Raw genomic sequence first — 25,327 nt, forward strand, 5'->3', positions numbered from 1 at the left:
TTGCTTTCGCACCGGAACACGTTCACAGCAATCACACGTCCACCACTCTAGCCACTGCCGGTACCGGCTCCAACTGCCTTGTCGGCCACGTGGATTCCGGCTGCGCCCACGGGACAGCCGCTACGGCCGGACGGGCGTGCGGGCGTCCTCCCGGCCGGCCGTCGTGCCCTCCGCGAGCCGGCGCCTTCGCCGCCGGGCGTCGCGCAGCGCGACGGACGCTCCGGCGATCGCCGCGACCAGGACGGCGCCGCCCACGAAGACGTACGTCGCCAGTCGGGCGTTGCGTTCGTCCGGGGTCTCGCCGAGGTGGAGTTCGGCCGGGGTCGGCGCCTGCGCCCGGGTCACGCCCTCGTGGGCCGTGGGCCGCTTCAGCGGCTTGTCGTCCTCGGTCAGGGCGCGTACGGGGTCGACGACGCCCCAGCCGACGAGGCGGTCGTGGCCGGCGACGGAGCGTTCGGCGGTCTGCTCGATCTGGGCGACGATCTCCTCCTGCTCCCAGTCCGGGTGGCGTGCCTTGACGAGGGCCGCGACGCCCGCGACGTACGGGGCGGAGAAGCTGGTGCCGTTGTCGGCGCAGTGGCCGCCGCCGGGCACGGTGGAGACCATGTCCACGCCGGGGGCCGCGACGCCCACGAAGTCGCCGGACTGGGAGAAGGGCGCGCGTTCGTTGTTGCGGTCCGAGGAGGCGACCGCCAGCACACCGTCGTACGAGGCGGGGAAGGTCTCCTTGACGTTCCCTCCCAGGCCGTCGTTGCCGGCCGACGCCACCACGACGACCTCCTCGGCCAGTGCGTGGTCGACGGCCTGTTCCAGTGCGGGATCGGGCTCGACGGCGTCGGCGGTGTCCTGGGAGATGTTGATGACGTCGGCGTGCGCGGTGTCCACGGAGTAGCGGATGGCCTTCGCCAGGGTCTCGGCGGTGCCGTGGCCCTCGGCGTCGTTCTGCTGGACCGGGATGATCGTGGCGTCGGGCGCCAGGCCGACGAAGCCGGTGCCCTCCGCCTCGCGGGCGGCGATGATGCCGGCGACCTTGGTGCCGTGGCCGACGGTGTCGGTGGTGCCGTCCTCCTTGCCCCGGTCGATCGGGGTGCCGTTGTCGTCCTTGAGGTTCTTGGGCATCAGGTTGACGCCGGCCCCGGTGTCCACGGCGGCCTTCAGCTGGGGGTGTCCGACGTCCACCCCGGTGTCGATGACGGCGACCCGCACCCCCTTCCCGGTGGAGCGGGTCCAGAGTTCGTCGAGCAGGACGCGTTGCAGCGCCCAGGGGCGGCCGGCGTAGGGCTTCGACGGGAAGGTGCACGAGGCCGAGTCGTCGGCCGCGGCGGGGGCGGCCGGCATGAAGGGGGTGCCGGCGAGGGTGACGGCGAGCGCGGCGGCGCAGCCGAGCAGGCGCGGGCGGGCGGCACGGGCGCGGCGGCCGGTGCGCGGGTGGGGCGTCGTGGGGTTCATGGGCTGCCCGTGCCTTCTCTCAGGAGCCCTGCGGCTGGCGGGCCGCGCCGGTCGACAGGCGGGGGCCCGTCGGAAGCAGCACGGACCAGGCGGCGGGGATCGGGGCGGGGTCCACCTTGGCGTAACCGAGCCGGTTCTGGGCCTGCTGCGCCTCCTGCATGCGGGCCTGCTTCTCCTTGACGGAGCCGGATTCGCCGATGCCCGCGTCGTCCTCGGCGCTGTCGCCGTTGGACTGCATCGCGTAGCGCAGGCCGGTGTCGGTCACGAGGAAGAGGAAGCCGGAGGCCGTGTCCGATCCCTTGAACTGGCGGTAGAGCTGGCCGGATCCGGGGGTGACGTAGGCGCTGCTGGAGCCGGTGGGCAGGGTGGCGGGAAAGCCCGTGCCGGCCCAGGTGGAGAGGGTGGTGGCGCCGGTCTTCCCGTCGACGCCGCGCAGCACGTTGCAGACGGTGTTGCGGCTTCCGGCGGTGGTGCTCGGCGAGTTGACGGCCTCGGGGGCCGCCGCGGGCCAGGTCTTGTCCTGGTTGAACGGCACTCCCGGTTCGATCGCCGCGGCGCTGACCGCGTCGGCCGCGCCCTGCTGTTCGAGGCTCAGCAGGGCGCGGCTGCTGAGGAGGAGCTTCGCGGTGAAGTCGGAGACCGGGGCGACCCTGCCGGGCAGCACGACGTAGCTCTGGGTCTTGGTGCCCGCCGTCGCCTTGAGAACCGTGCCGACTTTGTCGAGCGCCGGGTCCAGGTCGCCGCCGACTCCCGCGTCGGCGCCGGGCGTGGGGACGGTGGGGAAGGTGATCGGGTCACCGGTGTGCAGGGTGGCGAGCCACTGGGCCGACACCCGCTGGGGGGAGCGGGGTTCGCCGGGGGCGGTCTCGCCGACGAGGGTGCGCAGCAGCAGTTCGTCGTCGGCGGCGACCGGGTAGGCGCGGCCGGCCGCGTCCACGACGTAGCGGGTGCGGTCGGGGGCCTCGACGTACATCAGCTCGCCGCCGTGCAGCCGGCCGCCCTTGGTGTCCACCGTGCCCCGGTCGCGCGCGGCGAGGACGAAGGCGGCCTTCTGGATGGCCCGGCCGCCCTCTCCGGGCCGCTCGCAGACGACCCAGCGCTTGGCGGTACCGGCCTCGCCGGCGTCGGGGAGGCGGTCGGGGGCGTACGGGATGCCGAGGGTGGCGCCGTGCGGGATCTCGCCGTTGTCGAGGACGGACTCGTCGACGGTGACGACCTTGTTCTTGTCCGGGTCGAGGAGCAGCCGGGCGGAGGCCATGTTGAGGACGGGGTGGAGCTGGACCTTGCCGTCGGTCCTGAGCACCACGTACCGGGTGGTCGACTTGTTCGCGACGATGACGTTCTCGTTCGGGGTGTCCCACTTGCTGGGGGCGACGGGCTTGAACATGCCCCAGGCGCCGAAGACGGCGAGGACGACGACGCCGACGATCGCTCCCGGCACCACCGCGCGCAGCGGGCGCGGGGCGCCCTCCTCCGAGCCGGTGGCGTTGGGCTGCAGGAACTGTGCGATCAGCCTTCGCTTCGCAAAGGTGTAGGCGTTGAGCTCGTCTCGCCGCGATGCCATGTTCCGCTGCCCCTTCTCCCCGACGGGCGACCAGGTAACCACATCCGTTGACGGATCCGGCCGTCGCACCGGCGCCCCTACTATGCCTGCCGGGGGTCGCCGGGCACCGCTCAGGTAGGGTGATCGCCCGGTCAACACCCGCGGGAAAACGGTAAATAGGGACACGAGGGGGCAACGCGGCGATGCGTACAGCGACGCGCGGGCGTACGGGTCAGGAGGCCGCTCGGGCGCCCGGCACTTCCCGACGGCAACGCCGCAACGAACCGTCCGGGCCGGTGCCCGCCGCCCCCTCCGCGCAGCGTCCCGGCTCCCTGCGGCCGGCCCCCCGGACGAGCCCCGTACGGCCGCTGCTGCGGCAGTTGGTGCTGGTCGAGGCGGCCCTCGCGGTCGCCGCCGCGGGCGCGCTGCTCGGCGGGATGTGGATGGCGCCGGCGCTGGTCGTCGCCTGCGCCCTGGTGGTCGTCGCGGTGATCCGGCGCCGGGGCACGGCCCTGCCGGACTGGCTGGCCGCCGCGCGTGCCCTGCGCGCCCGGCAGCGGACGGCCGCGCCCACCGGTCCGGACACGGAGGCGTCGCTCGCCCCGGTCGCGGAGAACGTGCCCGGATTCGCCCCGTACATATACGTCGACCGGAACCGGCGCACGGTCGGGATGCTGGGCGACGGCACCTTCCTCACCGCCGTGGTGCGGGTGGAGGCGAGCGGCGAGGCCCTGCGTCCGGCGTTCGGCGCCCGCGCCCTGCCGCTGTCGCTGCTCGGCGAGGCGCTGGAAGTCGACGACATCGTGCTGGAGTCGGCGCAGTTGGTGCAGCAGGTGCGCTGCGCCCCGGCGCCGCATCTGCCGGCGCAGTCGGTCGCCCGGCTCTCCTACGCCCCGCTCCAGGAGCAGACCGGAGCACCGGCACTGCGGATGACGTGGGTGGCGGTGAAGCTCGATCCGGAGCTGTGCCGGGAGGCCGTCGAGGCGCGCGGCGGCGGGATCGAGGGGGCCCAGCGGTGCCTGGTGCGGGTCGCGGACCACGTGGCGAGCCGGATCACCGGCGCCGGGTTCCGGGCCGTGGTGCTGGACCAGGAGGAACTCAACTCCGCCGTCGTCACCTCGGCGTGCGCCAACCCGATCCAGTCGGCCCGGGCGGGCCGCCCGGAGGCCGGGGCGCAGCGGCGGACGATGGAGACGTCACGGGTCTGGCGGTGCGACGACCGCTGGCACACGACGTACGCGGTGGACCGCTGGCCCGAGATGGGGCGCGGAGCGACGCCGCTGCCGAAGCTGGTGGCGCTGCTGACCTCGGTGCCGGCGTACGCGACGACGTTCAGCCTCACCGTGCGCCGGGGCGCCCACCGGGGCGAGACGTCGGTGGCGGGCCATGTCCGGATCACCGGCGGATCGGACACCGAACTCGTGGGCGTACGAAGGACGTTGACGCAGGCTGCGCGGGTGGCGAAGGTCGGCCTGGTGCGGCTGGACCGGGAGCAGCTTCCGGGCGTACTGGCCACACTTCCGCTGGGGGGCGCGCAGTGAACGCGAGGGTGTCGAGGTTCGGGCTGCGCGGTCCACGTCACGCGGGGCACACCGTGGCGTCGGAGCACCTGGGCGCGCTGGCGCTGCCCGTCGGGGACGACGGGGTGGTGATCGGCAGCGACACGGAGGGCCGCCCGCAGATCATCGGTTTCCACCGCCCCACGCCGTACGACGTGTTGTTGATCGGCGGACTGTGGACGGCGCAGGTGCTGGCGCTGCGGGCGGCCGGCACCGGGGCGCGCGTGGCGGTCGAGACGGGGCGGGCGCAGGCGTGGACGACGCTCGCGCGGGCGGCGGGCGCCGGGCTGGAGTGCGTCTCGCTGCACGAGGTGGGCCGGGTGCCGCCGACGGGCGCGACGGTGGGCAGCCCGGTGGTCGTGGTGCGCGACTGCGGGATGCGGCCGCCGCGCGGGCGGGTGGTCTCCTCGGCGTGGCAGTCCGTGCTGACGCTGCTGCCCTATCTGAGTCCGGTGGCGCCGCGGCTGATGCGGTCCTCGGCGCTGGTGGGGATCCAGCGGGTGTCTCCGGAGGAGGCGGCGCAGATCGGCCGCATCCTGAACCTCTCGCGCGCCGAGGTCGATACCCTGCCGACGCTGGCCGACGGCGTCACCCTGTGGGTGGCGGGCCGCGAGCACCACTGGGTGATGACGTCGGCGACGGACGCCGAGTCCGGGCTGCTGGGCGCCGCTCGCCGGATGGACTGAATTCCGGCTCGTTTCCGCCCGGCGGGCCGCCACCGTCGGGCAGCATGACGCACGGCACAAGCAAGGATCGACGAAGGGACGCCGGCATGGGAACCCAGCAGGAAAAGGACGAGCTCTACGCTCTCGACATCTCGGACGTGGAGTGGCTCTGCCCGCCCGGAACCGAGGACGTGGAGGAGCGGGTGGAGATCGCGCATCTGCCGGGCGGCGCGGTGGCGATGCGCTCGTCGCTGGACCCCGACACCGTCCTGCGGTACACCGAGGCCGAGTGGACGGCCTTCGTACTCGGCGCGCGGGACGGCGAGTTCGACCTCACGTGACGGCCGCGGTCCGCGGGCGGCGGATCGCGCCGGGCCCGCGTACCCGCCGGTGAAGGGTGGCGCCCCGAGGGGGTGGCCGCCCTTCTTCCGTCCGGCCGCCCGGCCCGGTCGCACCGCCCGCTCGCACCGCCCGGTCGCACGGGGGTCACTCCGCTTGCGGCGGAGGTCCCCCGTCCGGGCGGGGAACGTCCCGTCGCACGGGCGGCTCCGGTTTCCGGTTCAGGTTCCGGTTCCGCCGGGTTCCGGTCACGATCCCGGTTCCGGCATCGGCGGCGAGGCCCACCGTCACGCCCGCGGAGGTACGGATGCGACCGCTTCGGCTCTCATCCTGCGCATTGCCGGGCCCACTTCGGGTTCACGGCGTGGCGGTTTCGGTACAACTCCTGGGGTACGGGAGAGCCGGGTAGTCGCCGGACGCCCTCCGGAGGTGCCGCGCGGACGATTAGGGTGTGCTGCGGGCGCGGGGGGAGAACCCACGGACAGGCACCGTGCGTCCCCGGAGGGAGAGCCGGGCGGACCGCACCTGCGGGACGGTCGCCCCGACCCCGCCACGGTACAAGGGTGCTCGACCACACCAGGAGGCAAAGTGAACGGCGATCGGGACGAGATGCGCGAGGGATGGAACACGCCCGGCGACGAGTCGTCCGACGCGGATCCCGCCGAGATGACGGGTGAGTTCACCATCGACTACACCCCGCCGGCCTGGTACACGCAGAACTCCGGGGGCGATACGTCCGGCGGCGCCGGCGCGCACCTCGCGCCGCCCCCGCCGCTGGGCGCCCCGGTCGCCGTGCCGGGCCTGCCCGCGACGGGCGGCTACGAGCCGGGGTGGACGTCCGGCCCGCCGCCCGCCGCGCCGGCTCCGGCGGTCCCGTCGGCCGAGGTGCCCGCGCCGCGCACGGAGGCGGGGGCGTACCCGCCGGGGACCACCGGCGGATACGCCACCGCCTCCGCCGGGCCGGGTCCGTCGGCCGGGGCGGCGTCCGAGCCGTTCGGCGGCGGGGACCTGGAGTCCGGCGCGACCATGCGCTTCTCACCGGCCGCGCTCAGGCGCGAGTTCGCCGAGCGCGACGCCGCCGCTGCCGCGGCCGCCGGAGAGGGAGCGACCGGTGCCGACGCGGCCGACTCCCCCGCGAGCGGCACGGAAGGCGATTCCGCGCCGGACGCGTCCGGCCAGGACCACGTCTCCGCTCCGGGCTCCGGCCACCCCGACAACTCCGCCCCGGACCACGTCTTCGCCCCGGACCCGTCCGGGAACGCGACGCCCGGCGACGAGACCGACGACGGCGCCAACGCCTCCGCGCCGGCGGCCACCGACGCGCCCCCGGAGCAGGACGAACCGGGGGACGGACCGCAGGACGAGCCGCAGGACGCCGCCCCCGGCGACGCGCGCTCCTCCGCGGGCGACGCGCCCACCGGCGACGCACCCGCCGACGCGGTGCCGGCCGGTGGCCCCGCCGCACCTCTCCCGAACGGTCCGGCCGCCACCGGCGCCCCCGCACTGCCGCCGGCCCCCGAGCCCTGGGTGCCCGCGCAGGCGGCCCTGCCGCCGTTGCCGCCCGCGTTCCACCCCGCGGCCCCGCAGCCCACCGCGCCCTCCGCCGCCGCCGAGTGGCCGGGCTCGCCGCAGCAGCAGCCCGCCGACGGGTACGGATTCCCGCCCGCCGCGCAGCAGCAGCAGCAGCACAACTCCGTTGGCGAGCAGGGGGGTTACGGGTTCCCGGCGGGGCCCGGCCAGCCCTTGCCGCCCGCCCAGGGTGACGGGCCACCGCACCAGCCGCAGGGCGGCTACGGCTTCCCGCCGGGCGGACAGCCGCCTCGGGGCGCGGGCGGCGGCCACGGCCTCCCGCCGGCCCTCCAGCCGCCGCAGCCCCCGCACCAGCTCCCGGCGCACCAGCAGCCCCAGCCACCGCACCAGCTTCCCCCGGCGCAGCAGGCGCCCCAGCCGCCCCGGAACGCGGACGGCTACGGCTACCCCGCGCCCCAGCCCCCGTACGCCCAGGGCGGCGCCCCGTACCCGCCCGCGCCGAACGCCCCGCTTCCCCCTCAGCAGCCCCAGCAGCCCCAGCAGCCCCAGCAGCCCCAGCAGCAGCCGTACCCCGGCCTGCCCGCACAGCAACAGCCGGGACAGCAACCGGGGCAGCAGCCGGGCCACCCGCAGGCTGGACCGCCGCAGCCCCAGCACCCCGGCCCGCAGCCCGGTCAGCCCCAACCCGGTCAGGCCCAGCCCGGTCAGCTCCAGCCCCCCGCGGACCCGCGTGCGGGCGGGGCGTGGCCGACTCCGGTCACCCATGACCAGCGCGAGCGTTCGGTCCCCGGCGCCCCGCTCGGCTACACCGCCGCCGTGGAGTTGTCCTCGGACCGACTGGTCCGGGGCAAGCAGAAGGCCAGGAGCAGCAGGACGCCCTCCCCCGCCGCCCGGTTCAGGCTGGGCGGGAAGAAGGAGGAGGCCGAGCGGCTGCGCAAGCTCGACCTCATCCGGACGCCGGTGCTCTCCTGCTACCGGATCGCCGTGATCAGCCTCAAGGGCGGTGTCGGCAAGACGACCACGACCACCGCCCTCGGCTCGACGCTGGCCACCGAGCGCCAGGACAAGATCCTCGCGATCGACGCCAACCCGGACGCCGGCACGCTCGGACGCCGGGTGCGCCGCGAGACCGGCGCCACCATCCGCGACCTCGTCCAGGCGATCCCGTACCTCAACTCGTACATGGACATCCGGCGCTTCACCTCGCAGGCCCCGTCGGGCCTGGAGATCATCGCCAACGACGTGGACCCCGCGGTCTCCACCACGTTCAACGACGAGGACTACCGGCGCGCCATAGACGTGCTGGGCAGGCAGTACCCGATCATCCTCACGGACTCCGGGACCGGGCTGCTCTACAGCGCCATGCGCGGGGTGCTGGACCTGGCCGACCAGCTGATCATCATCTCGACGCCGTCGGTGGACGGGGCGTCCAGCGCCTCCACCACACTGGACTGGCTGTCCGCGCACGGCTACGCCGACCTGGTGCAGCGTTCACTCACCGTCATCTCGGGGGTCCGCGAGACCGGCAAGATGATCAAGGTGGACGACATCGTCCAGCACTTCCGCACCCGCTGCCGCGGCGTGGTCGTCGTACCGTTCGACGAGCACCTCGCGGCGGGCGCCGAAGTCGACCTCGACATGATGCGTCCGAAGACCCGCGAGGCGTACTTCAACCTCTCCGCGCTGGTCGCCGAGGACTTCGCCCGCGCCCAGCAGCAGCAGGGCCTGTGGACCGGCGACGGCCAGAACCCGCCGCCGCAGTACGCACCGCCGATGCCCGGGCATCAGCAGTACCCGCCGCAGGGGGTCCCCCAACAGCCGTATCAGCAGCAGCCGTACGGGGGACAGCAGCCCCCGCATCCCTACGGCGGACAGCAGCCTCCGCAGCAACCGTACGGCGGACAGCAGCCGCCCCAGCAGGCCTACGGCGACCCGCGGCCCGGCGCCCCCGGCCAGGGCGGCGCCTGGCAGCAGCAGCCCCCGGCCGCGCCCCCCGCGCAGGGCGGGCCGTACGGGCAGCCTGCGGGCGCTCCGGCGCAACAGCCGTGGCAGGGACCGGGGGACGCGTCCGGCGGACCGGTTCAGCGGCCCGAGGCACGGGAGCCGGAGGGTCCCGTACCGCCCGCCGGGTGGCCCCAGCAGCCGCCGTCACCCCCTCAGCAGTGAGGCACTAGAGGTCTGGACCACTGGAGGCCCGCACCGCTCCGGCGGCGCGGGCCTTCGGCACGTCCGCGCAGCCCACACGCCGTCCGCCAACCGTTGACTGGACTCGACCACCGCTGGTAGACCTTCGCTTCACCCACTGGTCACCACGAGCTCAACCCGCCTCCCCCCAGCGAGTCATGACGCGAGGTCGACGTCTTATGGTCACAAGAACTCCCCGCAGTCCGCGTCGCCCCCGCCGCCGGGTGCGCCTGCTCCTGGCCTCGGCGGCCGCCGCGCTCGCGCTCGCCGCCGGGTCCGTCGTACCGGGCTCCCCGCTGCCGGACTCCGCGCCCGAGGCGCAGGCCGCCGGGCCGACGACGCTGACGGTCGCGGTCGCGCAGAGCGTCGACTCGCTGAGCCCGTTCCTCGCTCAGCGGCTGCTCTCCACCAGCGTGCTCCGGCTGATGTACGACTACCTGACGAACTATGACGCCAAGGACAGTCACGCCGTCCCCGGTCTCGCCACCTCGTGGGAGCCGTCGGCCGACAAGCTGACGTGGACCTACACGATACGGTCCGGCGCGAAGTGGTCCGACGGACAGCCGGTCACCGCCGAGGACGCCGCCTGGACGTTCCAGAAGATGATGACGGACGAGGGCGCGGCCCAGGCCAACGGCAGCTTCGTGGCCAACTTCGACAAGGTCGAGGCGTCCGGCGACAAGCTGGTGATCACCCTCAAGAAGCCCCAGGCGACGATGGCGGCTCTGGACGTGCCCATCGTGCCCCGGCACGTGTGGGAGAAGGTCACCGACTTCTCCGAGTTCAACAACGACACCTCCTTCCCCATCGTGGGCAACGGACCCTTCGTGCTGACCGACTACAAGGTCGACAGCTACGTGAAGCTCAAGGCCAACAAGGACTTCTGGCGCGGCGCCCCCAAGTTCGACGAACTCGTCTTCCGGTACTACAAGGACCAGGACGCGGCCGTCGCGGCGCTGCGCAAGGGCGAGGTCTCCTTCGTCGCGGGCAGCCCCAGCCTGACCCCGGCGCAGGCGGACTCGCTCAAGGACGCCCCGGACATCAAGGTGAACGAGGGGCCCGGCCGCCGCTTCTACGCCCTGGCCACCAATCCGGGCGCCCGGACCAAGGACGGCGAGAAGTTCGGCGACGGCAATCCGGCGCTGCTCGACCAGAAGGTGCGCCAGGCGCTGTTCCTGGCGGTCGACCGCGAGGCGATCATCGAGAAGGTCTTCCAGGGCCACGCCGAGCCGGGTGAGGGGTACATCCCTCCGCGCTACGGCGACTACTTCTGGCAGCCCTCGGCCGGCCAGGCCCTGGCGCACGACCCGGCGAGGGCCGCCGCACTGCTGGACGAGGCCGGCTACCGCAAGAACGCGGACGGCAAGCGGACCGGCAAGGACGGCAAGCCGCTGGACCTGCGCATCCTCTGCCACGCCACCGACCCGAACGACAAGGCGATCGGCAAGTACCTCCAGGAGTGGTGGGGCGAGCTGGGCATCGGCCTGAAGGTCGACTGCCTCGACAACGTCTCCGACCCCTGGTACGCGGGCGAATACGACCTCGCCTTCGACGGCTGGTCCGTCAACCCCGACCCGGACTTCGTGCTGTCGATCCACACCTGCGCGGCGCTGCCCGCCAAGGCGAAGGAGTCGGCGGCCACCGACAACTTCATCTGCGACAAGCAGTACGACGAGCTGTACGCGAAGCAGCTGGCGGAGTACGACCCCGCGGCGCGCGCCGCCCTCGTCAAGCAGATGCAGTCGCGGCTCTACGACACCGGCTACATGAACGTCATGGCCTACCCGAACGCCGTCGAGGCGTACCGCACCGACCAGATCGCCTCGATCACGACGATGCCGTCGGACGGCGGCAACATCTACGGTCAGGACGGCTACTGGAGCTGGTGGTCGGCGGTCCCGGCCGGGGCGGGCGACGGCGGTGACTCCGACGGCGGTTCGACCGGGGTGCTCGTCGGGGTCGGCATCGCGGCCGTCGTGGTCGTCGGCGCCGGCGTCCTGTTCGCGCTGCGCCGCCGCTCCACCGCGGAAGACCGTGAGTGACGCATGAGCACAGACACTCCCGCGCTCCTTACGAGCGCGGACGGTGCGGGACCCGGCGGGCCGGTCACGGCCGGTCCGCCGGGCCGCGGGCCGCGGTCGCGTTCCGCGGCGGCCTATCTGCGGTACACGGCCGGGAAGCTGGTCGGCGCGGCCGTCTCGCTCTTCGCCGTGCTGGTCACCAGCTTCTTCCTGTTCCGGCTGATCCCCGGCGATCCGGTCAAGGCGATGACCGGCGGACGCCAGGTCTCCAACGAGCAGATCGCCTCCATGCGGCGCGAGTTCGGCCTCGACCTGCCGGTGTGGCAGCAGTTCGCGCAGTACTGCGGGAAGGCGCTGACCGGCGACTTCGGCACCTCGTACCAGTTCCACGCACCGGTGATCGACAAGATCTCCGAGGCGCTGCCCGCGACGCTGCTCCTCACCGGCACGGCGTTCGTGATCTACACCGTGATCGGCGTCTGGCTGGGCGCGCGGTCGGCCTGGCGCACCGGTTCGGCCGGCGACCGCTTCCACACCGCGTTCGCGCTGACGCTCTACTCGGTGCCGTCGTTCTGGCTGGGGCTGCTGCTGATCATCACGCTGTCCGTGGGCGTGGGACCGGTGCCGGGCCTCTTCCCCACCGGCGGGATGGAATCCGGTTCCACCTCCGGGTTCGACCACGTCCTCGACGTGGCCCACCACCTGGTGCTGCCGGTGGTGACCCTGGTGGCGGTCGAGTACGCGCGGACGCTGCTGGTGATGCGGTCCTCGCTGCTCGACGAGATGGGCGGCGACTATCTGACGACGGCGCGCGCCAAAGGGCTGCGCGACGACGTGGTGCGCCGGCGCCACGCGGTGCCGAACGCGATGCTGCCGACGGTGACGCTGCTGTTCGTGAACCTCGGCAACACGGTGGCGGGCGCCATCCTGGTGGAAACGGTGTTCTCCTGGCCGGGGCTCGGCGGGCTGTTCTACCAGGCGCTGAGCGTGCCCGACCTGCCGCTGGTGCAGGCACTGTTCTTCGTGTTCGCCGCCGCGGTGATCCTGATGAACACCCTCGCCGACGTGATCTATCCGCTGCTGGACCCCCGGGTGGGCCGATGACGACCGAGACCGAAGCGGCGGCCGCCCCCGGCCCCCGCGCGCTGACGTGGGCCCGGCGGCGCAGCTCCGCGGCCCGGTTCTGGCGGCGGTACCGCACCCACCGGGCCGGTCTGGCCGGGCTCTGGGTCCTCGGGCTGATCGCGCTGGTGGCCCTGGCCGCGCCGCTACTGGTGGGCGCGGACTCGCAGAGCGTCACCCGGGCGCCCGGCGGTCCGATGGAGGCGCCCAGCGGCGCGTTCCCGCTGGGCACCGACCAATTCGGCCGCTCCCTGCTGGCCCTGCTGGTGTGGGGCGCGCGGGTGTCGCTCACCGTGGGGCTGCTCGCCGCGTTCCTCTCGGTGGCGATCGGCACCCTGGTCGGCGTCACCGCCGGCCACTTCAAGGGCTGGTACGGCACGGTCGTCATGCGGATCACCGACTGGTTCCTGGTGATGCCGACGCTGGTGCTGGCCATCGCCCTGGCCACCGTGCTCTCCCGCTCGCTGTGGACCACGATCCTGGCGATCGGCGTGACCACCTGGCCGACCACCGCGCGGCTGGTGCGGGCGCAGACGCTGTCGGTGGAGTCGCGCCCGTACATCGAACGGTCCCGGGCGCTGGGCGGCGGGCACGGTCATGTGATGGGCCGTCATGTGCTGCCGAACGTGATGCCGCTGGTGCTCTCGCAGACCACGCTGGTCATCTCCACCGCCATCCTCACCGAGGCGACGCTCGCCTTCCTCGGCCTGGGCGATCCCACGGTCGTCTCCTGGGGCGGGCTGCTCCAGGACGCGCGGGAGGCCGGGGCGGTCAGTTCCGGCGACTGGTGGTACCTCGCCCCGCCCGGACTCGCCATCGCGGCCGTCGCGCTCGCCTTCACGCTCTGCGGCCGTACCGTCGAGACCGTGCTCAATCCGAAGCTGGGAGCGTCCCGTTGACGACCGCCGAGACCGAGGCCCCCAGGGACGGCGAGGACCGGGAACCGGTGGCTGCGCCGAGCGGGCAGCCCCTGCTGGAGGTCCGCGACCTCCACGTCACCTACGGGTCGGGGCCGTCCGCCGTCCCCGCGGTGCGGGGGGTGGACCTGCGGCTGGACGCCGGGCGGAAGCTGGGCGTCGCCGGGGAGTCGGGGTGCGGGAAGTCCACCCTGGCGCTGGCCCTGCTGCGGCTGCTGCCCCCCACCGCCACCCTGACCGGGCAGATCCTGCTGGACGGCGAGGACGTGCTCACCATGAAGTGGGGGCGGCTGCGGGCGGTCCGCTGGGCGGGCGCCTCCCTGGTCTTCCAGGGAGCGATGCACTCGCTGAACCCGGTGCACCGGGTCGGCGACCAGATCGCCGAGCCGGTCGTGCTGCACGCACGGGCGACCCCGGCCGCCGCCCGCCGGCGCGCGGGCGAACTGCTGGAACAGGTCGGTCTGCCGGCCGCCCGCGGACGGGCCTATCCGCACGAACTGTCCGGCGGGCAGCGCCAGCGCGTGATGATCGCGATGGCGCTGGCCTGCGACCCCCGCCTGATCGTCGCGGACGAGCCGACGACCGCGCTCGACGTGATGGTGCAGGCGCAGATCCTGCGGCTGATCGAGGGGCTGGTCGCCGAGCACGACGTCGGCCTGATGATGATCAGCCACGACCTGGCGGTGCTCTCCGACACCTGCGACCGGCTGGCGGTGATGTACGCGGGCCGGGTCGTCGAGGAGGGTCCCGCACGGGCGGTGTACGAGGACGCCCGCCACCCGTACGGGGCGGCTCTGTCGGGGGCGTTCCCCCGGATCGGGGACCCGGCGTCCCGGCGGGCCCCGCGCGGGCTGCCGGGCGACCCGCCGGACCCGGCGGCGCTGCCGTCGGGGTGCGCGTTCCATCCGCGCTGCGCGGTGGCGCTGGACTCCTGCGCCACGCACGGCCAGAAGCTGCGGCCGGCCGGCCCGGACCGGACCGCGGCCTGCGTCCGGGTCGACCCGGCGGCGGCCGACGCTGAGCGGGCCGACGCTGAGCGGGCCGACTCGCCCGGAGGCGAACGGGAAGGCGGCGCGCAGGGTCCGGTACGCGACGGGGAGCGCGGCCGGACGTCCGTCACGGACCCCGAGGGTCCGGGCGCAGAAGAGGCGAGGAGCACCACATGACCGGTCCCACCCCTGCCCTGCTCGGCGCCGAAGGGCTGGAGGTCGCCTTTCCGGGGCGCCGGGGCGCCGGCACCGCGCGGGCCGTCGACGGGGTGACGCTCGACGTGGGGCGCGGCGAGATCGTCGCGCTGGTCGGCGAGTCCGGCTGCGGGAAGTCGACGCTGGCCCGCTCCCTGCTGGGCCTGGTGACGCCCACGGCGGGCCGCATCACCTTCGAGGGACGGCCGCTGGACTACACCGGCCGGGGCCTGAAGGCCTACCGCCGCCGGGTCCAGCTCGTGCTCCAGGACCCCAGCGGCTCGCTCAACCCCCGGCACACGGTGTACGACGCGGTGGCGGAGGGTCTGCGCATCCACGGCTACGCGGGCGACGAGACGGCCGCGGTGGCCGGGGCGCTGGCACGGGCCGGGCTGCGGCCTCCGGAGCGGTTCTTCCTGCGCCACCCGCACGAGCTGTCCGGCGGGCAGCGCCAGCGCGTGGTGATCGCCGGGGCTCTGGTGCTGGAACCGGAGCTGATCGTGGCCGACGAGCCGGTGGCCTCGCTGGACGCCTCGGTGCGCGGCGAGATCCTGGCGCTGCTGCTGCGGCTGCGGGACGAGCTGGGGCTGTCCGCACTGGTGGTCACCCACGACCTGGGGCTGGCCTGGAACATCGCGGACCGGGTGGCGGTGATGTATCTCGGACGGATCGTGGAGACCGGGACGGTGGAGCGGATACTGACCGCCCCCCGGCACCCGTACACCCGCGCCCTGCTGTCGGTGCTGCCGGAGGCGCCGGGCGAGCCGGTGGTGCTGTCGGGCGAGGCGCCCGACCCGTCGCGGATCCCGGCCGGCTGCCGGTTCCACGTCCGCTGCCCGGTGCTCGCCTCCGGCGCCGCGGAGGCGGCCGGGGTGGCGGACGCCTGCCGGACGAAGGAGTTGCCGGTGCTGGCCGGCGGCGGCGAGGACGCGGTGGCCTGCCACTGGGCCGCGGCCACCGGGGCGCGGGCGGCGGTGGCGCCGGAAGCGGGCTGACCGGGCCTGACCGGGGGTGCGGGCCCGGCGTCTTCGGATCGCCGGGCCCGGCGGCGCGTCAGGCGGTGGCGCGCTCGTGCGCGGTGATCAGCTCGGTGCAGCGCTCGACGTCGGCCGCCATGGCCACCAGCAGGTCGTCGATGGAGTCGAACTTCAGCATCCCGCGCACGTACGCCAGGAAGTCGACGGCCGCGTGCATGCCGTACAGGTCGAGTCCGACGCGGCCGATGGCGTACGCCTCGACGGTGCGCTCGACACCGTCGAACTGCGGATTGGTGCCGACGGAGATCGCGGCGGGCATCGACTCGCCGCCGACCTCCAGCCAGCCCGCGTAGACGCCGTCGGCGGGGATCGCGGTGTGCGGCAGCGTCTCGACGTTGGCGGTGGGGAAGCCGAGGTCGCGGCCGCGCTGCGCACCGCGCACCACGATGCCCTCGACCCGGTGCGGACGGCCGAGGATCTCGGCGGCGCCCGCCACGTCGCCCTCGGCGACCAGCGTGCGGACCAGGGTGGAGGAGAACGGCTTGCCGCCGCCCGCCTCACCGGTCACGTACAGGTCGATGACCTCGACGGTGTAGTCGTAGGTGGCGCCCAGTTCGGCGAGGAGCCGCACGTTCCCGGCGGCCTTGTGTCCGAAGCGGAAGTTGGGGCCCTCGATGACGGTCTTCGCGTGCAGCCGGTCGACCAGGACCTTGACGATGAAGTCGGCGGGCGACAGCTTCGAGAATTCGGTGGTGAACGGGAGGACCAGCACCGCGTCGACGCCGAGTCCGGCCATCAGCTCGGCGCGGCGGTGGTGCGGGGCGAGGAGCGGCGGGTGCGTGCCCGGCCGGACGACCTCGCTGGGGTGCGGGTCGAAGGTGACGACGACGGAGGGCACGCCGAGCTCCCGCGCCCGTTCCACGGCACGGCCGATGATGAGCTGGTGCCCACGGTGCACCCCGTCGTAGGACCCGATGGTGACGACGCTGCGCCCCCAGTCCTCCGGGATGTCCTCCAAGCCACGCCAGCGCTGCACTGTGACCGCTCCTCGCCCGAACCTGTGTACGTGTGGATGTCGATTACGCAGGTCTAAGACTGCCATGCGCCCGCCCCGCCGCCTGCATCGGCACCGTCGTGGGCACGCGCTCCGCCACCCGGGACTCCAGTGTGCGGCGGGTGCTCGGGCCCACGACCACGGCCCACTCGTCGGGGGCGTCGGCCAGCCAGCGGGTGACCAGCAGGGCGAAGCCGGGCACGTCCCGGGCGAGTTCCAGCAGCGCCCGGTCGAAGCGGGTGGCGCCCTCCGGGGTGCGGACGAGGAGCATGCCGGTCCGGTGGACCAGGGTGCGGGTGCGGACCTCGGGGCGATCGGCGGCTCCGGTGGCGGCGGCCCGCAGCAGGGCCTCCAGCACGTCCGGGTGGCCTCCGGTGGTCTGCTCGAAGTCGAGCAGCACCTCCAGCAGTTCGGCGCGCGCGGTGCGGGCCGCCGGGCTGCCGGGCCCGGCCAGCACCCGGGCCAGTTCCGCGCGGACCGGCGGCGGCGCGGGCCGCTCCCGGAGCAGCCCGACCACCAGCGGCGTCAGCAGGGCGCGGGCGGCCGGGCCGCGCTCCAGCCGCAGGCCCACGTAGGCGGCCGCGTCGGCCGCCCCGTCGGGGTGGGCGGCGACGAACTCGCGGACCAGCCCGGCGGCGTGCAGCGCCAGCGCGGGCGCGTCCAGCGCCGCCAGCTCGCGCAGCACCCGGCCGGCGTCGGAGCCGGGCCGCAGCAGCCGGGCGCGCAGCGCGGCGAGCGCGGCGTCCGGGCGCTCGGTGAAGAACTCGGCGAGCAGCGCCACCGGCAGCCCCGGCTCCCCCGCCCCGAACGCGCCGAGCGCCGACGACAGCCAGCGGTCCCGGCTGTCCGGGTCGCGGGCCAGCAGGGTGAACGCGGCGCCGCGCAGCGCGGCGTCGCCGGGCCGGGCCAGCAGCGCCAGGGCGGTGGAGCGCAGCAGTTCCCGGTCGCGCGCTCCGGTGGCCGAGCCCGCCGCGAGCAGCGCGTACCGGGCGGCGGCGGCCCGGCGTTCCGGGCGGTCCTCGTCGCGGGCCCAGCGGTGCACCGCCCGGCAGAGCGCGGACGGGGCGTCCTCGGCGAGCGCGGTGAGCAGTTCGGCGGCGCGCGGGTGGCCGGTGGCGACCAGGACCTCGGTCAGCCCGTCCACGGCCACGTCCCGGCGGGCGTACAGCAGGGCCTGGGCGGCGGCGGCCACGGTGGGCCGCACGCCGTCCTCGGTGCCGCCGGCGCCGTCCCCGGCCGCGGCGAGCAGCGGGCGTTCGTCGGTGAACCATCCGCACAGCAGCGGCTGGACGACCGCCGGGGCGACGGTGAGCCGGTGCGCCACCGCGTCGAGGTACCGCTCCACGCCGTCCGGCCGGTCCACGCCGTCGGCCGGCACCAGCCGCCGCAGCAGGTCCAGCCGGTCCGCCTCGGGCAGCCGCAACCGGAGCCAGAACCACGGTCCGAACCCGGCGTACGGGCCCGGCGTCCGCGGATCGGCGTCGCCCGCCGCGTACCGGGTGATCCGTCCGGCGAGCACCCGCAGCACGCCCAGGTAGGGGCGGGCGTCGGCCACCCGGAGCAGGGCCTCGCGCAGCAGGTGGGCGGCCCACCAGACGGCGTCCCGGTGGCCGGGCTCCTCCCGGCGGGCGGCGGCGGCCGGGGCGGTGAGCCGGTCCAGCGCCTCGATCAGGTCCGCGGTCCGGTGGGCGAGCGCGGCGGGGCCGTGGCGGCGGCCGAGCACCAGCATCGCGTGCACCACGGGTCCGGCCCGGTGGCGTGGCACGGGCAGGCTGCGGGGGGCGGCCGCCGGGTCGGGCGGGCCGGGCGGCTCGCCGTCGGCGTGCCGGCGGTGGACCAGGGAGTGCAGTGCCGCGTCCAGGTCCAGGTGGGCGCCCTGGACCCAGTCGCCGACCTCCTCGTGGGCGAAGCGGTATCCCTCGCCCGCCGGGGCCAGCAGCCCCTCGGCGAGCACCGCGGAGGCCCAGCCGGTGCGCCAGGGGAAGAGCTCCTCGAACGCGGCCCGGTCCAGCTCGCCCTGTCCGGGGCCGAGACACCGGCGGGCCGCCTCGTGGACCTGTCCGGCCACCCGGGCTGCGAGCCGGCGCACCGCGCCGCCGCGGGGGCGGGGGCCGGCGTCTGCGGCCAGCGCGATCCGGACCGCGATGCGCAGGCAGGCGAGGTCGAGGTGGGCGCCGAAGACGTCCTCGGTGGTGGGGCTGCCGGGCACGTCGGGAGGGAGCGCGGCGCGGACCTCGGAGAGCAGCCGCAGGGTGAGCGGGTGCCGGTCGTGGCCGGGGGCGAGGGCGCCGTCCGGCAGCCCGTGGCGTTCCCTGGCCTCGGCGGCCTGCCGGGCGGTGAGGTCGGTCAGCCGCAGCGCGGGCGGCAGACCGCGGGCCGGGCGGGCGGGGCGGTGCAGGGCGTCGGGCGGGTAGAGCGCGCCGGCGGTCTCCCAGTGCTCGGGCCGGCAGGCGACGACCAGGCGCACCTCGTGCGCGCGCAGCCAGGCGGCGGTGGCGGGGGTCCACTCGTCGAGCCGGTGGGCGAGGACGGGCGGCATCTCCTCCGGCCCGTCCAGGACCACCAGCAGCGGGCTGCCGCAGCCGGCGGCGAGGGCGGCCAGCCGTTCCGGTGCGGTGGCCGCGCCGCCGGGGCCGCCGTCCGCGGCGACGATGCGGGCGGACCGCTCCAGGGTCCGGGCGACGGCGTCGGCCACCGACCCGTCCTCGGGCAGCAGGTCCGCGCCGCGCAGCCACAGCGTCGGGGCGGGTGCGGGGCCCTGCGCGCGGCGGGCGGCGAGGGCGGCGAGCTCGGTGGTCCGGCCGGTGCCGGGGGCTCCGACGATGCCGAGGACGGCGGCGGGCCCGGCGGCGAAGGCGGCGCACTCGGCCCGGACCGCGGCCCGCTCGACCGGCGCGACGCCCGGGGCCCCTGCCTCGGCCGCGCCGACCGAGGTGGCGGTGAGCTGGAGCGCGCCGGCCAGGTTGAGGTCGGGGCCGTAGGCGGGGGCGCACAGGGCGTTGCGGCGCAGCAGTGCGTCGAGCGGGCCGCCGTCGCCCGGCGCGAGCGGCACGGCGAGCCCGCCCGCCTCGTGCGGGGCGTGCAGCGCGGTGCTGAGCACCCCGAGGACGGCGCCGGTCGCGGGGTCGGTGACCGGCCCTCCGACGGCGGCGCCGCCGCTGCGCAGGGCGTCGCGGGCGTCGGTGCCGAGGGCGAGTTCCAGCGCGGCGGGCACCGGATGGGCCCGGCCCCGCTCGGTGTAGACGGCGGGGGTGGTGCCGAGGACGCGTCCCTGGCGCCATCCGTGCGCGGCGATCCGGACGTAGCCGCCGGGCTCGGTGCGTTCGCGCGACGCGACGGGCAGCGGGGCCACGCCGAGCGCGTCGGGGTCGTCGGTGGCCAGCAGGGCGAGGCCGAGCGCGGGCAGCGCGGTGATCTCGTCGGGGGGGACGGGCCGGGTCCGGCCGTCGGGTCCGTGCAGCACCAGGCCGGAGGCGGTGAGGAGCACCTGGTGGCTGGTCACGACGGTGCCGCGGTCGTCGGCGACGAAGCCGGTGCCCCGGGGCCGGCCGGCCTCGTCGCAGATCCTCACCAGCTTCGACCGGTCCCCGCTACCCATGGTCCGACGGTAGGCGGCCCGCGGGCGGGTCACCGACCACGGGGGACGAATGCGCCCCCTCGCACCCCCGGTTCACTCCGAGCGCCCGTCCATTGGGGTGAATTCGCGTGCAGAATTGGACAGAGCTTACGGCGGAGGGGGGGTCGTGGAACGGGCACGGGGGCCGGAGGGGGGACGGGCCCGTTCCACGACGGAACCACGCGCGGCGCGGACGCGGAAGGGCGCGACCCACGGCACGCGGCACGCGGTGCGTCAGGCGAAGACCGCGAGGCTCTTCGCCCGGCCCTGCTGCTCCTCGACCAGGACGAGGAACGTCCCGTCCGGCCCGAAGGCCGCCACCGGCCCGGTCGGGAAGGACGGCATGTTCACCCGGACACCGTTCAGCAGGAGTTTGGCCTGCTTCTCGTCCACGTCCCAGCGCGCGAACGCCGACGCGGCGGCCTCGGCCACCGGCATCACCGCCAGCTCCTCCTGGTGCTGGTCGAGCGTCCGCGCCGCGTCCAGTCCGTACGGGCCGACCCGGGTGCGGCGGAGCGCGGTCAGGTGCCCGCCGACGCCGAGTCCGGCACCGAGGTCCCGGGCCAGCGCCCGGATGTAGGTGCCCGAGGAGCAGACGACCGAGACCACCAGGTCGACGACGGGGGTGCCGTCCTGCGCGGTGTCCTGCCGGACGTCGTAGACGCGGAAGGAGGAGACGGTCACCGGACGGGCCGGGATCTCGAACTCCTCGCCGCCGCGGACCCGCGCGTAGGACCGCTTGCCGTCGATCTTGATGGCACTGACCTTGGAGGGGACCTGCATGATCGCCCCGGTCAGGGCCGCCACCCCGGCGTCGATGCCCTCACGGGTGACGCCGGACGCGTCGGCGGACGAGGTGATCTCGCCCTCCGCGTCGTCGGTGACGGTGTTCTGGCCGAGCCGGATCGTGCCGAGGTACTCCTTCTCGGTGAGCGCGAGGTGGCCCAGCAGTTTGGTGGCCTTCTCCACGCCGAGCACCAGCACCCCGGTCGCCATCGGGTCGAGCGTGCCGGCGTGGCCGACGCGGCGGGTGCGTGCGATCCCGCGCATCTTGGCGACGACGTCGTGCGAAGTGAAGCCGGACGGCTTGTCGACGATGACAAGTCCGTCCGGCGTCTTGGTCTGCTGCGTCATGCGGAGGCGGTGTCCCCGTCGTTGTCGTCGTCGTCCTCCGGCTTGCGGTACGGGTCCGCGCCGGCCGCGTACGAGGCGCCCGAGGACGCCTCGCGGACCTTGGCGTCCGAGGCGCGCGCCCGGTCGAGCAGGTCCTCGATCGCCTTGGCGTTGTCCGGGAGTGCGTCGGCGACGAAGGTGAGGGTGGGGGTGAACTTGGTCCCCGCCGCCGCTCCGACCGCCGAACGCAGCACGCCCTTGGCGCTCTCCAGACCGGCCGCGGCGCTCGCCCGCTCCTCGTCGTCGCCGTAGACCGTGTAGAAGACCGTGGCCTCCCGCAGGTCACCCGTGACGCGGGTGTCCGTGATGGTCACGTGCGAACCCAGACGGGGGTCCTTGATACCGCGCTGCAGTTTCTCGGCGACCACCTCCTGAATGAGGTCCGCCAGCTTCTTCGCCCGCGCGTTGTCGGCCACTGGTCCGTCTCCTTCTGCCTTGCTCAATCGTCTTCGTCGCTGTGCAGCCGCCGCCGTACGGACAGCAGTTCCACTTCCGGCCGGCCGGCCACGAGTCGCTCGCACCGGTCCAGCACGTCTGTGAGATGCCGGGTCTCCCCGGAAACCACGGCGAGGCCGATCTCGGCCCTGCGATGGAGGTCCTGACCGCCCGTCTCCGCCGCGCTCACCGCGTACTTCCGCTGGAGCTCGGCGACGATGGGGCGGACGATGGAACGCTTCTCCTTCAACGACCGTACGTCGCCGAGGAGCAGATCGAAGGACAGAGTCCCCACATACATGTGTGCCCGGATGTCCCGCCGGTTCGGGTTCGCGCCCCGCCTCGGACCGGGCGGGGACACAAGAACCGTACACGGAACGGCCGGGGCCGATCGACGGAATTACGCTCCGTCGACCGGCCCCGACCGTTGAGGTACGGGTCAGCCTCGCGGCTTCTCGCGCATCTCGTACGTCGCGATGACGTCGTCGATCTTGATGTCGTTGAAGTTTCCGAGGTTGATACCGCCCTCGTAGCCTTCGCGGATCTCGGTGACGTCGTCCTTGAAGCGGCGCAGACCGGAGATGTTGAGGTTCTCCGCGATGACCTTGCCGTCGCGGAGCAGGCGCGCCTTGGTGTTGCGCTTGACCTCTCCGGACCGGACCAGGACACCGGCGATGTTGCCCAGCTTGGACGAGCGGAAGATCTCGCGGATCTCAGCCGTGCCGAGCTCGACCTCTTCGTACTCCGGCTTGAGCATGCCCTTGAGGGCCGCTTCGATCTCTTCGATCGCCTGGTAGATGACCGAGTAGTACCGGACGTCCACGCCTTCGCGCTCGGCCATCTGCTCGGCACGCCCAGCGGCGCGCACGTTGAAGCCGATCACGATGGCGTCGGAACCCGTCGCCAGGTTGATGTCCGACTCGGTGACCGCACCCACACCGCGGTGCAGGACCCGGATGTCGACCTCTTCACCGACGTCGAGCTGGAGCAGCGAGGACTCGAGAGCCTCCACCGAACCGGACGCGTCGCCCTTGATGATGAGGTTGAGTTCCTGGACCAGACCGGCCTTGAGCGCCTCGTCCAGGTTCTCCAGGGAGAACCGGACGCCCTTGCGGGCGAAGTTGGCGTTGCGCTCGCGGGCGGCACGCTTCTCGGCGATCTGACGGGCCGTACGGTCCTCGTCGACGACCAGGAAGTTGTCGCCGGCGCCCGGGACGTTGGTGAGACCGAGGACGAGGACGGGGGTCGACGGACCCGCTTCCTCGACGTTCTCGCCCTTGTCGTCGAGCATGGCGCGGACACGGCCGTAGGCGTCGCCGACGACCATCGTGTCGCCGACCCGCAGCGTGCCTCGCTGCACCAGGACGGTGGCGACGGCACCGCGGCCGCGGTCGAGGTGGGACTCGATCGCGATGCCCTGCGCGTCCTGCTCCGGGTTGGCCCGCAGGTCGAGCGAGGCGTCGGCGGTGAGGACGACGGCCTCCAGCAGTGCCTCGATGTTGAGGCCCTGCTTGGCGGAGATGTCGACGAACATCGTGTCGCCGCCGTACTCCTCGGCCACCAGACCGAACTCGGTGAGCTGACCGCGCACCTTGGTCGGGTCGGCGCCCTCGACGTCGATCTTGTTGACCGCGACCACGATCGGCACGTCGGCCGCCTTGGCGTGGTTCAGCGCCTCGATCGTCTGCGGCATCACACCGTCGTTCGCCGCCACCACGAGGATCGCGATGTCGGTGGACTTCGCACCACGGGCACGCATGGCGGTGAACGCCTCGTGACCCGGGGTGTCGATGAAGGTGATGCGGCGGTCCTCGCCGTTGACCTCGGAGGAGACCTGGTAGGCACCGATGTGCTGGGTGATGCCACCGGCCTCGCCCGCCACGACGTTCGTCTTGCGGATCGCGTCGAGCAGCCGGGTCTTACCGTGGTCGACGTGACCCATGACGGTCACGACCGGCGGACGCGGCAGCAGGGCCTCGTCGCCGCCCTCGTCCTCGCCGAACTCGATGTCGAAGGACTCGAGCAGCTCGCGGTCCTCCTCCTCCGGGCTGACGATCTCGAGGACGTAGTTCATCTCGTCCGCGAGCAGGCGCAGCGTCTCGTCGGAGACGGACTGGGTCGCCGTCACCATCTCGCCGAGGTTCATCATCACGGCGACGAGCGACGCCGGGTTGGCGTTGATCTTCTCCGCGAAGTCCGTCAGCGACGCGCCGCGGGACAGGCGGACAGCCTGGCCGTTGCCACGCGGCAGCATGACGCCGCCCACCGACGGGGCCTGCATGGCCTCGTACTCCTGGCGCCTCTGGCGCTTCGACTTGCGACCACGACGCGCCGGACCGCCGGGACGGCCGAACGCACCCTGCGTGCCACCACGGGCACCGGGGCCGCCGGGACGTCCACCGAAGCCGGGACGACCGCCGAAGCCGCCGCCACCGCCGGGACGACCCGCGCCGCCACCGCCACCGGGACCACCGGGACGGCCGGCGAAGCCGCCGCCGCCACCGCCGGGACCGGCCGGACGGCCGGCGAAGCCGCCGCCGGGACGGCCCGCGCCGCCGGGGCGACCCGCGCCACCGGTGCCGGGGCCACGACCGCCGGCACCCGGACGCGGGCTCGCGGCCGGACGCTGCGGCATCATGCCGGGGTTGGGACGGTTGCCCGCCGGGGCGCCGGGACGCGGAGCCTGCGGACGGGGCATGCCGCCGGGGGTGGGACGGGCGCCGCCCTGACCCTGACCCTGCGGACGGGGGGCACCACCGGGACCGCCGCCCTGCGGGCGCGGGGCGCCGGGGCGCTCCGAACCGCCGCCGGGACGCGGAGCGCCGCCGGGACGGGGCGCCTGGGGGCGCGCCATGCCGGTGGTGCCGCCGGAGGTGAAGGGGTTGTTGCCCGGCCGGGGGCCGGTGGGACGGGCGCCGCCGGGGCGCGGGGCGCCCTGGCCGGCGGGACGCGCGGGGCGGTCGCCGCCACGCTCGCCGCCGCGGCCGCCGTCACGCTGGCCACCGTCGCGCGGGGCAGCGGCCGGAGCCGGACGGGGACCCGGGGTCGCACCCGCGGGCCGCGCGGGGCGCGACTGCTGGGGGGCGGCCGGCTGGGCCGGTTCCGGCGCCGAGAACTCGGCGGCGGGCACCGGTGCCACCGGGGCGGGGCGCGGCGCGGGCCGCGGACCCGGACGGGGACCGGCCGACGGCGCGGACGCCGACGGGGTGGTGCTGGGGGTGCTGGGACTCTCCGGAGCCGCAGCGGCCGGCCGGGGGGCCGGTGCGCCGGGCTTCGGGCCGGCGGGACGCGCCGTACCGGCCGGAGAGGGGGCAGCGGGCTTCGCGGGGGCGGCCTTGCGGGGCGCTCCCGGCTTGGCAGCGGACTTGCCGGCGTTGCCGCCGGGCCCCTGCAGTGCATCAGTCAACTTGCGCACGACCGGCGCCTCGATCGTCGAGGACGCTGATCGGACGAATTCACCGAGTTCTTGGAGCTTGGCCATGACGACCTTGCTCTCCACGCCGAACTCCTTGGCGAGTTCGTATACCCGGACCTTAGCCACTTCGCTCCTTTTAGGTCC

17 protein-coding genes are annotated in these 25,327 nt (G+C 74.6%); 9 read left to right on the forward strand and 8 right to left on the reverse strand.

Features of this window, described 5'->3' with window-relative positions; translation table 11 throughout:
* Window positions 1-120 precede the first annotated feature (120 nt).
* Entirely contained in the window at window positions 121-1,449 is a 1,329-nt protein-coding gene (gene mycP, locus Q0994_RS12925; protein WP_299533136.1) for a type VII secretion-associated serine protease mycosin, read from the reverse strand.
* A gap of 19 nt (window positions 1,450-1,468) precedes the next feature.
* Window positions 1,469-3,013: a type VII secretion protein EccB gene (eccB, locus tag Q0994_RS12930; RefSeq protein WP_299533138.1), complete on the reverse strand. Its 1,545-nt coding sequence runs from the start codon at window positions 3,011-3,013 to the stop codon at window positions 1,469-1,471.
* A gap of 182 nt (window positions 3,014-3,195) precedes the next feature.
* On the opposite strand from eccB, the gene eccE reads away from it, so the two are divergent.
* From eccE to Q0994_RS12975, 9 genes are all read left to right on the forward strand, one after another.
* A complete protein-coding gene (eccE, locus tag Q0994_RS12935) occupies window positions 3,196-4,533 on the forward strand; it encodes a type VII secretion protein EccE (RefSeq protein WP_299533140.1) in 1,338 nt (445 codons plus the stop codon).
* Window positions 4,530-5,237, forward strand: coding sequence for a hypothetical protein (locus Q0994_RS12940; RefSeq protein WP_299533142.1), 708 nt, complete (start codon window positions 4,530-4,532; stop codon window positions 5,235-5,237). The genes eccE and Q0994_RS12940 overlap by 4 nt, the downstream gene beginning before the upstream one ends.
* An 86-nt stretch (window positions 5,238-5,323) precedes the next feature.
* Window positions 5,324-5,557 (forward strand): DUF397 domain-containing protein, encoded by a 234-nt coding sequence (locus Q0994_RS12945; RefSeq protein ID WP_299533144.1) that lies wholly within the window; start codon window positions 5,324-5,326, stop codon window positions 5,555-5,557.
* A gap of 586 nt (window positions 5,558-6,143) precedes the next feature.
* Entirely contained in the window at window positions 6,144-9,251 is a 3,108-nt protein-coding gene (locus Q0994_RS12950) for an SCO5717 family growth-regulating ATPase (RefSeq protein WP_299533146.1), read from the forward strand.
* A gap of 197 nt (window positions 9,252-9,448) precedes the next feature.
* On the forward strand, window positions 9,449-11,311 hold the full coding sequence (locus Q0994_RS12955) for an ABC transporter substrate-binding protein (RefSeq protein WP_299533148.1): 1,863 nt from the start codon (window positions 9,449-9,451) through the stop codon (window positions 11,309-11,311).
* Window positions 11,312-11,314: 3 nt separating this feature from the next.
* Entirely contained in the window at window positions 11,315-12,394 is a 1,080-nt protein-coding gene (locus Q0994_RS12960; protein WP_299533150.1) for an ABC transporter permease, read from the forward strand.
* Complete coding sequence (locus Q0994_RS12965; RefSeq protein ID WP_299533152.1) at window positions 12,391-13,311, forward strand: ABC transporter permease; 921 nt, start codon at window positions 12,391-12,393, stop codon at window positions 13,309-13,311. The genes Q0994_RS12960 and Q0994_RS12965 overlap by 4 nt, the downstream gene beginning before the upstream one ends.
* Window positions 13,312-13,358: 47 nt before the next feature.
* Complete coding sequence (locus Q0994_RS12970) at window positions 13,359-14,495, forward strand: ABC transporter ATP-binding protein (RefSeq protein ID WP_299534124.1); 1,137 nt, start codon at window positions 13,359-13,361, stop codon at window positions 14,493-14,495.
* Window positions 14,492-15,508: an ABC transporter ATP-binding protein gene (locus tag Q0994_RS12975; RefSeq protein ID WP_299533155.1), complete on the forward strand. Its 1,017-nt coding sequence runs from the start codon at window positions 14,492-14,494 to the stop codon at window positions 15,506-15,508. The genes Q0994_RS12970 and Q0994_RS12975 overlap by 4 nt, the downstream gene beginning before the upstream one ends.
* Window positions 15,509-15,566: 58 nt before the next feature.
* On the opposite strand, the gene Q0994_RS12980 is transcribed toward Q0994_RS12975, so the two are convergent.
* From Q0994_RS12980 to infB, 6 genes are all read right to left on the reverse strand, one after another.
* Entirely contained in the window at window positions 15,567-16,526 is a 960-nt protein-coding gene (locus Q0994_RS12980) for a bifunctional riboflavin kinase/FAD synthetase (RefSeq protein WP_299533158.1), read from the reverse strand.
* Between the two features lie 43 nt (window positions 16,527-16,569).
* The gene (locus tag Q0994_RS12985; protein ID WP_299533160.1) at window positions 16,570-20,142 is read right to left on the reverse strand and encodes a trypsin-like peptidase domain-containing protein; all 3,573 of its coding nucleotides are present in this window, start codon (window positions 20,140-20,142) and stop codon (window positions 16,570-16,572) included.
* Window positions 20,143-20,394: 252 nt separating this feature from the next.
* Window positions 20,395-21,294, reverse strand: coding sequence for a tRNA pseudouridine(55) synthase TruB (gene truB / locus Q0994_RS12990; protein ID WP_299533162.1), 900 nt, complete (start codon window positions 21,292-21,294; stop codon window positions 20,395-20,397).
* Window positions 21,291-21,749 carry a 30S ribosome-binding factor RbfA gene (gene rbfA, locus Q0994_RS12995; protein ID WP_299533165.1) on the reverse strand — a complete coding sequence of 153 codons (459 nt, stop codon included), beginning with the start codon at window positions 21,747-21,749 and terminating at the stop codon, window positions 21,291-21,293. The genes truB and rbfA overlap by 4 nt, the downstream gene beginning before the upstream one ends.
* A 23-nt stretch (window positions 21,750-21,772) precedes the next feature.
* On the reverse strand, window positions 21,773-22,069 hold the full coding sequence (locus tag Q0994_RS13000; RefSeq protein WP_299533168.1) for a DUF503 domain-containing protein: 297 nt from the start codon (window positions 22,067-22,069) through the stop codon (window positions 21,773-21,775).
* A 138-nt stretch (window positions 22,070-22,207) separates the two neighbouring features.
* Window positions 22,208-25,309 (reverse strand): translation initiation factor IF-2, encoded by a 3,102-nt coding sequence (gene infB / locus Q0994_RS13005; RefSeq protein WP_299533170.1) that lies wholly within the window; start codon window positions 25,307-25,309, stop codon window positions 22,208-22,210.
* Window positions 25,310-25,327 lie beyond the last annotated feature (18 nt).

It is taken from the genome of uncultured Streptomyces sp., assembly GCF_947488945.1.
GTDB lineage: Bacteria > Actinomycetota > Actinomycetes > Streptomycetales > Streptomycetaceae > Streptomyces.